This window comes from Delftia sp. RIT313, from assembly GCF_000632165.1.
GTDB classification, from domain to species: domain Bacteria; phylum Pseudomonadota; class Gammaproteobacteria; order Burkholderiales; family Burkholderiaceae_C; genus Comamonas; species Comamonas acidovorans.
The window spans coordinates 22,308-29,081 of record NZ_JFYT01000094.1; the positions used below are offsets into that span (position 1 = coordinate 22,308).

Genomic DNA, 6,774 nt, shown 5'->3' on the forward strand with positions numbered 1-6,774 from the left:
GCATCCCGCCCAACGCAGGTCGCCCGCAGCGAAGCGAAGGGTCGTGGGCAGTGCGGGGCGCGCTTCTTTGCCTACTTTCTTATCGCGCGATAAGAAAGTAGGTCGGCCGCCGGGCCGAGACCCGGCCTCGAAAAGAAACCGCCCGGCAGGGTCAAAAAATGGTGACCCAGGCAAACAACGGAAACCAAAGACCTACTCAGCCACCTGCCTCAACGTATCCATCACAGGCCTCCTCAACACCTCCCGCAACGCCCACCACCCCGCCATCCAGGCCAGCAAGGCCCCGGCAACAGCCCCCGCCAGCGGAGCCCACCAGGGCACGGTCCAGTTGAACTCGAACACCCAGCGCGCAAGGGCCCAGCCCACGGCACCGGCCGCGCAGCTGGCCAGGAAACCCGCCAGCAGGCCCACGCCAGCCAGCTCGGCGCGCTGCACCTGCGCCAGCAGCCGCGCCTGGGCACCGACGGCGCGCATGATGGCGTACTCGCGGGCGCGCTCCTCGCGCGTGGCGGTGACGGCGGCGAAGAGCACGACCAGGCCGGCGGCCAGGGTGAAGCCGAAGAGGAATTCCACCGCGCGTATCACCTGGTCCAGCACGCGCTGCACCTGGGCCAGCGTGGTGCTCAGGTCCACGTTGGTGATGTTGGGAAACTCGCGCACCAGGGCGTTGTCGAAGCCCGCCACGTCGGGCGCGCGGTAGGCGGCCAGGTAGCTGACGGCCACGTCGTCCAGGTGGTCCACGGGATAGATCACGAAGAAGTTGGCACGCATCGATCCCCAGTCCACCTTGCGCAGGCTGGTGATGCGCGCTTCGCTGGGCACGCCGCCCACGTCGAAGCCCAGCGTGTCGCCGAGCTTGAGGCCCAGGGTCTCGGCAATGCCGTCCTCCACGCTGATCTCGCCCTTGGCACCAGGCGTCCAGGTGCCCGCCGTGATCAGGTTGTGTGCGGGCGCCTGCGCCGTGGTGGAGAGGTTGAACTCCCGGTCCACCAGGCGCTTAGCGCGGTCTTCGCTGAAGTCGTCGGGACTGACCGGCTTGCCGTTGACGGTGACCAGACGCCCCCGGATCATGGGGAACCAGTCATAGGAGGTGACGCCAGCCTTGGCCAGCGCCGCGCGGAAACCGTCGGCCTGCTCGGGCTGCACGTTGATGACGAAGCGGTTGGGCGCATTGGCCGGCGTGGCCTGGCGCCAGCTGCCGATGAGGTCGGTGCGCAGCAGCACCAGCAGCATGAGCGCCAGCAGCCCCACGGCCAGGCTGCTGATCTGCACCACGGCATAGGCGGGGCGCGCGGCGATCTGGCGCGTGGCCAGCACCAGCCAGCGCGGCGCCGTGCTCTCGTGCACCAGGCGGCGCAGCACCTGCACGGCCAGCCAGCCCAGGGCCGCGAACAGCAGCACGGCCACGGCAAAGCCACCCACGGCGATCAGGCCCAGCTTGATGTCGCGGCTGGCCGCCAGCAGCAAGGCCGCAAAGCCGGCCACGCCCACGGCCAGCACCACCACCGAGGCAGGCTTGAGCGCGCCCAGATCGCGGCGCATGACGCGCAGCGGCGGCACGCGCGCCAGTTGCAGCACGGGCGGCAGGCCAAAGGCCAGCAGCAGGGTCAGCCCCATGCCCACGCCGAAGGCCGCAGGCCACAGGCCTGGTGCGGGCAAGGCGGTTTCCACCAGCCCGGCCAGCAGCAGCACGAACACATGGTGGATGGCCCAGCCCAGCAGCACGCCCGCGGCGCTGGAGGCCAGGCCGACCAGTACGAACTCCACCGTATAGGCCCCTGCAATGCGCCGCTGGCTCTGGCCCAGCACGCGCAGCATGGCCGAGGCGTCGAGGTGGCTGTTGGCAAAGCCGCGCGCAGCCAGGGCCACGGCCACGGCCGACAGCAGGGCCGCCAGCAGGGCGACCAGGCTCAGGAATTTCTCGGCGCGGTCCAGCGTCTGGCGCATCTCGGGGCGGCCGCTGTCCAGCGACTCCACGCGCACGCCATGCACGCCGGGCGCCTTGGCCTGCTGCTCGGCCCAGACGCGGTAGCGCTGCACGGCCGGCTCGGAGCCATCACCCGCGCCGGCCACGGCCAGGCGGTAGGTGATGCGGCTGGCCGGCTGCACCAGGCCCGTGGCGGCCAGGTCGGCGGAGGTGATCATCACGCGCGGCGCAAAGTTCATGAAGCCCGCGCCCCGGTCGGGCTCGATGGAGATGATGCGCGCCACGCGCAGTTGGGCGTCGCCCAGCAGCAGCATGTCCCCCACGCCTATGCCCAGCGACTCCAGCAGCGGCGCATCGACCCAGGCCTCGCCCCGCGCCGGTATCTCGCGCGTGGCCCGGTCGGCCGCGCCGGGGGCATCGGCCACGCGCAGGCTGCCGCGCAGCGGATAGCCTTCGGGCACGCTCTTGAGCGCCACCAGGCGGCTCATGCCGCCTTGCGTGTCGCTGGCGCGCGCCATGGTCGGGAAGCTGGATGTCTCCAGGGCCTGCAGCCCTTCGGCGCGTGCGCGCTCGGCAAAGGCCGGCGCCGTGGGGTTGTCGCCCACCACGACCACGTCGCCGCCCAGCAGCTGGCGCGCATCGCGCTGTAGCCCCGCCTGCAGCCGGTCGGCAAAAAAGCCCACCGAACTGAGCGCGGCCACGGCCAGCATCACGGCGACGATCAACAGGCGCAACTCGCCCGCGCGCAGGTCGCGCCACAGGGTGCGCCAACCCAGGGTCCATGCAGAAGATCCATTCATGCCGCGCAGATTAGCGCAGGCGAAGATGGGCACCCGGGCGCCACGGCTATTGGCACGGCCGTTCAGAACATCAGCCGCAGGCCCAGGTCCAGCCCGAGCGCGCCGGCCGGCTGCATGCCGCCCGTGGTCAGGTAGCCGGGCTGGGGCAGGATGGCCGGGTTGCTGACCACCAGCGGCGTCACGCCCATCACGCCCGGGTTGTTGCGCCCGTTGCCCACGCTGATGCGCGACACCGTGGCGTACAGCGCCGTGCGTTTGGACAGCGGGTGCACATAGCCCAGGGCGAGCTTGTTCACCGAGGAATCGCCGTCGGCCAGGCCCTGGCCGTTCCTGAACTGCACACGTGCATAGGAGGCGCGCAGCGCCCCCTGGCCCACGGGGATGTTCACGCCGCCCAGAACGCCCAGGTAGCGGTCGTTGATCGCGGCCAGCGTGCCGGCGTCGCGCCGCTCGTTGCGCACGCCGGACCATTCGCCAAACAGCTTGACCGGGCCGAAGTCATAGGAGCCGCCCAGATTCAGCGAACGGATCTTTTCCGCGCCGGCGCCCGAGGTGCCCAGGGTGTTCTCGCCATAGCCCAGCGCCACATCGGCCGCCCCCATGGCCCAGCCGATGCGGGCACCCGCGTAGCGCCCCCGCTTCGAGCTGTTCTCGGGAAAGGCGTACATGGCCTGCCCGTAGACGCCGCCCAGGCCCGGCGGCAGGAAATAGCCGATGGAGTTGCCTGCGCGCAGATAGGTGTCCGTGCCCGCCGACAGCCCGCCGCCCAGCAGGCCGCCCGTGGCCAGCGCGCGGGCGATGGCCAGGTTGCTGTTGACCACGGCGATCAGGTTGGTGCCCACGCCGTTGACGGTGAAAGGGTCGAAGGCCCAGTCGTTCAGAAACGAAGGCGTGTGGTCGCGCCCCATGCGCAGCTCGCCCAGGCGCCCGGACAGGCTGATGGTGGCGCGCCGCCCGAAGTTGAGCGCGCCGCCGCCCGTGTCATTGGCCACCGGCGCCTCCAGCCACAGGCCGGCCATGAGGCCGCCGCCCAGGTCCTCGCTGGCGCGTATGCCGATGCGGCTGGCCAGGTTGCCCGAAGGCGATAGCGCCCAGGTGCTTTGCCGCGCCGAGCGCACGGGGCCCGCGTCCCAGGATTCGCTGCGCACGCTGTAGCGGCTGATGCCGGCGTCCATCACGCCGAACAGCGTGACCGAGGTGGGCGCCTGGGCGGCGGCCGCGCCTGCCAGACACAGCAGGCCCAGCGCGTGCAGGCCGCAGGGATGGGGGTGAAGTCGGGGCATGGAGGTCTCCTGTTCGTCGTGGGGCTGGCGCGGTCCTGCGCCACGAATCGACTCTAGGAACGCCATCGCGCCGCTTCTTGGCAGTTCATGCCAACGGCTTTGCAATTCACGACATGCGCGGGTTGCCCTGGTCAGGGTTGCCATGGATTTGTCCCAACAAGGCAAATGCCTGTCCCCCAATGGCAAGTCCCGGGAAAGCGGGCTTTCGATACTGGATGCCAGAACACGGAACAAGGAGACATGGATATGAGACTGCCCCACGCCATCGCCACGCTGCTCGCGGGCTGCGCCATCGCCATCGCCATCGGCGGCACGGCCTGGAGCCGCCAGCCGCTCAGGCTCATCGTGCCCGCACCGCCGGGCGGCACCATGGACATCGTGGCGCGCGTCGTGGGCCAGCAGCTCGCGTCTGAAACAGGCCAGGCCGTGGTGATAGACAACCGCCCGGGCGCGGGCGGCCTGCTGGGCATGCAGACCCTGCTGCAGGCGCCCGCCGATGGGCAGACGCTGCTGGTGGGCGCAAGCAACCTGCTGGCCGAGATCCCCCATGTGATCAAGATGCCCTTCGATCCGCTCAAGGACCTGGTGCCCCTGGCCTCGCTGGCCCGCTCGGGCGTGGTGCTGGTGGCCGCGGCCAGCCAGCCCGCCCAGGACTTGCAGGAGCTGCTCGCGCAGCTCAAGGCACGCAAAGGCCAGACCAGCTTTGCCAGCTACAGCCCCGGCACCGTGTCGCACTACGCCGGCCTGATCCTCAGCGACAAGGCGGGCCTGGACCTGCAGCATGTGGGCTACGCGGGCTCGCCGCCGGCCGTGCAGGCCCTGCTGGGCGGCCAGGTGGACGTCATGTTCGACGGCATGCTGACCTCGGTGCCCCTGATCAGGGCCGGCAAGCTGCGTGCCTACGCGTTCTCCGGCCCCCGGCGTTCGCGCCACCTGCCCCAGGTGCCGACCACCGCCGAACTCGGCTACCCCGAGCTGCAGTTTCGCGGCTGGGTGGGCCTGATCGCGCCGGCCCGCCTGCCCTCCGAAACCATGGAACGCCTGCGCGCCGCCATCGGGAAAGCGGCCAGCGCGCCGGCCGTGCAGCAAAAGCTCTCCGACGTGGGGCTGGAGCCCGAGGTGCTCACCGACACCGCCGCGCTGCAGCGCGAGACACGCCAGATGTCCGAGCGCAACGCCGGCATCGTGAAGAAATACCAGATCACCGCGAACTGACTTCCAGGGAAACACCGACCATGCAGATCCGACAGATCACCCCCGCCATCGGCGCCGAAATCTCCGGCATCCATCTCGGCGATGCCGCACGCGACGCCGCACTGTTCGCGGACATCCGCGCCGCGCTGCTGACCCATCGCGTGCTGTTCTTCCGGGACCAGGACATCACGCGCGCCGAACATGTGGCCTTTGCCAGCCGCTTCGGCCCACTGGAGGACCATCCCGTGGCAGGCAGCGATCCCGAGCACCCTGGCCTGGTACGCATCTACCGCAGCGACGATCCGCACAGCTACGAAAACACCTGGCACTGCGATGGCCTGTGGCGCCCCAACCCGGCCATGGGCGCGGTGCTGCGCTGCATAGAGTGCCCGCCGATCGGCGGCGACACCATCTGGGTCAACATGGTCAAGGCCTACGAGGAGCTGCCCGAGAGCATCAAGCGCAGCATCGACGGCCTGCGCGCCAAGGCCGGCATAGAGCACACCTTCGGCGCCGTGATGGCGCCCGAGGCGCGCGCGCGGCTGGCCAGCGAGCACCCGCCCGTGGAGCATCCCGTGGTGCGCACCCACCCCGAGACCGGCGAGAAGCTGCTGTTCGTGGGCGCGGGCTTCAGCACCCACTTCGTCAACTACAGCACGCCCGAGAACGTGCGCCACGGCATAGACAAGGCGCCCGGCGCCGCGCTGCTGATGAACTACCTGATCAGCCGCGCCACGATTCCCGAATACCAGGTTCGCTGGTCCTGGAAGCCCGGCGACGTGGCCGTCTGGGACAACCGCAGCACCCAGCACTACGCGCTCAACGACTACTACCCGGCGCCCCGCCGCATGGAGCGCGCGGGCATCGTCGGCGACATCCCGCGCTGAGGCCCTGCACAGACTCTTTCCACACCCACCCCTCACCCCCACCCACCGGAGCGTCCCATGAATTTTCTCGACGGCCACCTGTTCCCCGAAAACCAGCAGCCCCTGATCATCACCGCGGCCCCCTATGCGCCGGGCTGGCTGCCCGGCGATTTCCCCGAAGACATTCCCGTGACCATGGACGAGCAGATCCAGAAGGCCGTGGACTGCTACAACGCCGGCGCCACCGTGCTGCACCTGCATGTGCGCGAGCTGGATGGCAAAGGCAGCAAGCGTTTGTCGAAGTTCAACGAGCTGATCGCCGGCGTGCGTGCGCGTGTGCCCGAGATGATCATCCAGGTGGGCGGATCGATCAGCTTTGCTCCCGAGACGGACGGCGCGGCCGCCAAGTGGCTGTCCGACGACACGCGCCACATGCTGGCCGAGCTGGAGCCCGTGCCCGACCAGGTCACGGTGACCATCAATACCTCGCAGATGAATTTCCTGGAGCAGTTCGATGCGCGCGACATACGCGGCACCTCCATGGAGGACCCGGCCGTCTTCAATGCCTACAGGGAGATGACCGTGCCCGCCCAGCCCGGCTGGGCCGAGGAGCACATCCGGCGCCTGTCGGCCGCCGGCATCCAGAGCGCCTTCCAGTGCTACAACATCAACAGCTTCGAGTCGGTGGAGCGGCTCATGCGCCG

At 69.7% G+C, this 6,774-nt stretch carries 5 protein-coding genes; 3 read left to right on the plus strand and 2 right to left on the minus strand.

Annotation, left to right across the window (positions count from 1 at the left end; translation table 11 throughout):
• Nucleotides 1-192: 192 nt before the first annotated feature.
• Both BW39_RS26720 and BW39_RS26725 read right to left on the minus strand, forming a co-directional pair.
• Nucleotides 193-2,727 carry an ABC transporter permease gene (locus BW39_RS26720; protein WP_043825192.1) on the minus strand — a complete coding sequence of 845 codons (2,535 nt, stop codon included), beginning with the start codon at nucleotides 2,725-2,727 and terminating at the stop codon, nucleotides 193-195.
• Between the two features lie 62 nt (nucleotides 2,728-2,789).
• Nucleotides 2,790-4,010, minus strand: a complete 1,221-nt coding sequence (locus BW39_RS26725) for a porin (protein ID WP_043825194.1) — start codon at nucleotides 4,008-4,010, stop codon at nucleotides 2,790-2,792.
• A 246-nt stretch (nucleotides 4,011-4,256) separates the two neighbouring features.
• Here BW39_RS26725 and BW39_RS26730 point away from each other — a divergent pair, with 246 nt between their 5' ends.
• The 3 genes from BW39_RS26730 to BW39_RS26740 form a co-directional block, all read left to right on the plus strand.
• Nucleotides 4,257-5,225 carry a Bug family tripartite tricarboxylate transporter substrate binding protein gene (locus BW39_RS26730; RefSeq protein WP_043825199.1) on the plus strand — a complete coding sequence of 323 codons (969 nt, stop codon included), beginning with the start codon at nucleotides 4,257-4,259 and terminating at the stop codon, nucleotides 5,223-5,225.
• A gap of 20 nt (nucleotides 5,226-5,245) precedes the next feature.
• Nucleotides 5,246-6,091, plus strand: coding sequence for a TauD/TfdA dioxygenase family protein (locus BW39_RS26735; RefSeq protein WP_016450763.1), 846 nt, complete (start codon nucleotides 5,246-5,248; stop codon nucleotides 6,089-6,091).
• Nucleotides 6,092-6,148: 57 nt separating this feature from the next.
• Nucleotides 6,149-6,774 (plus strand): 3-keto-5-aminohexanoate cleavage protein (locus BW39_RS26740; protein WP_043825196.1); only part of this gene is annotated, 626 nt, incomplete at its 3' end.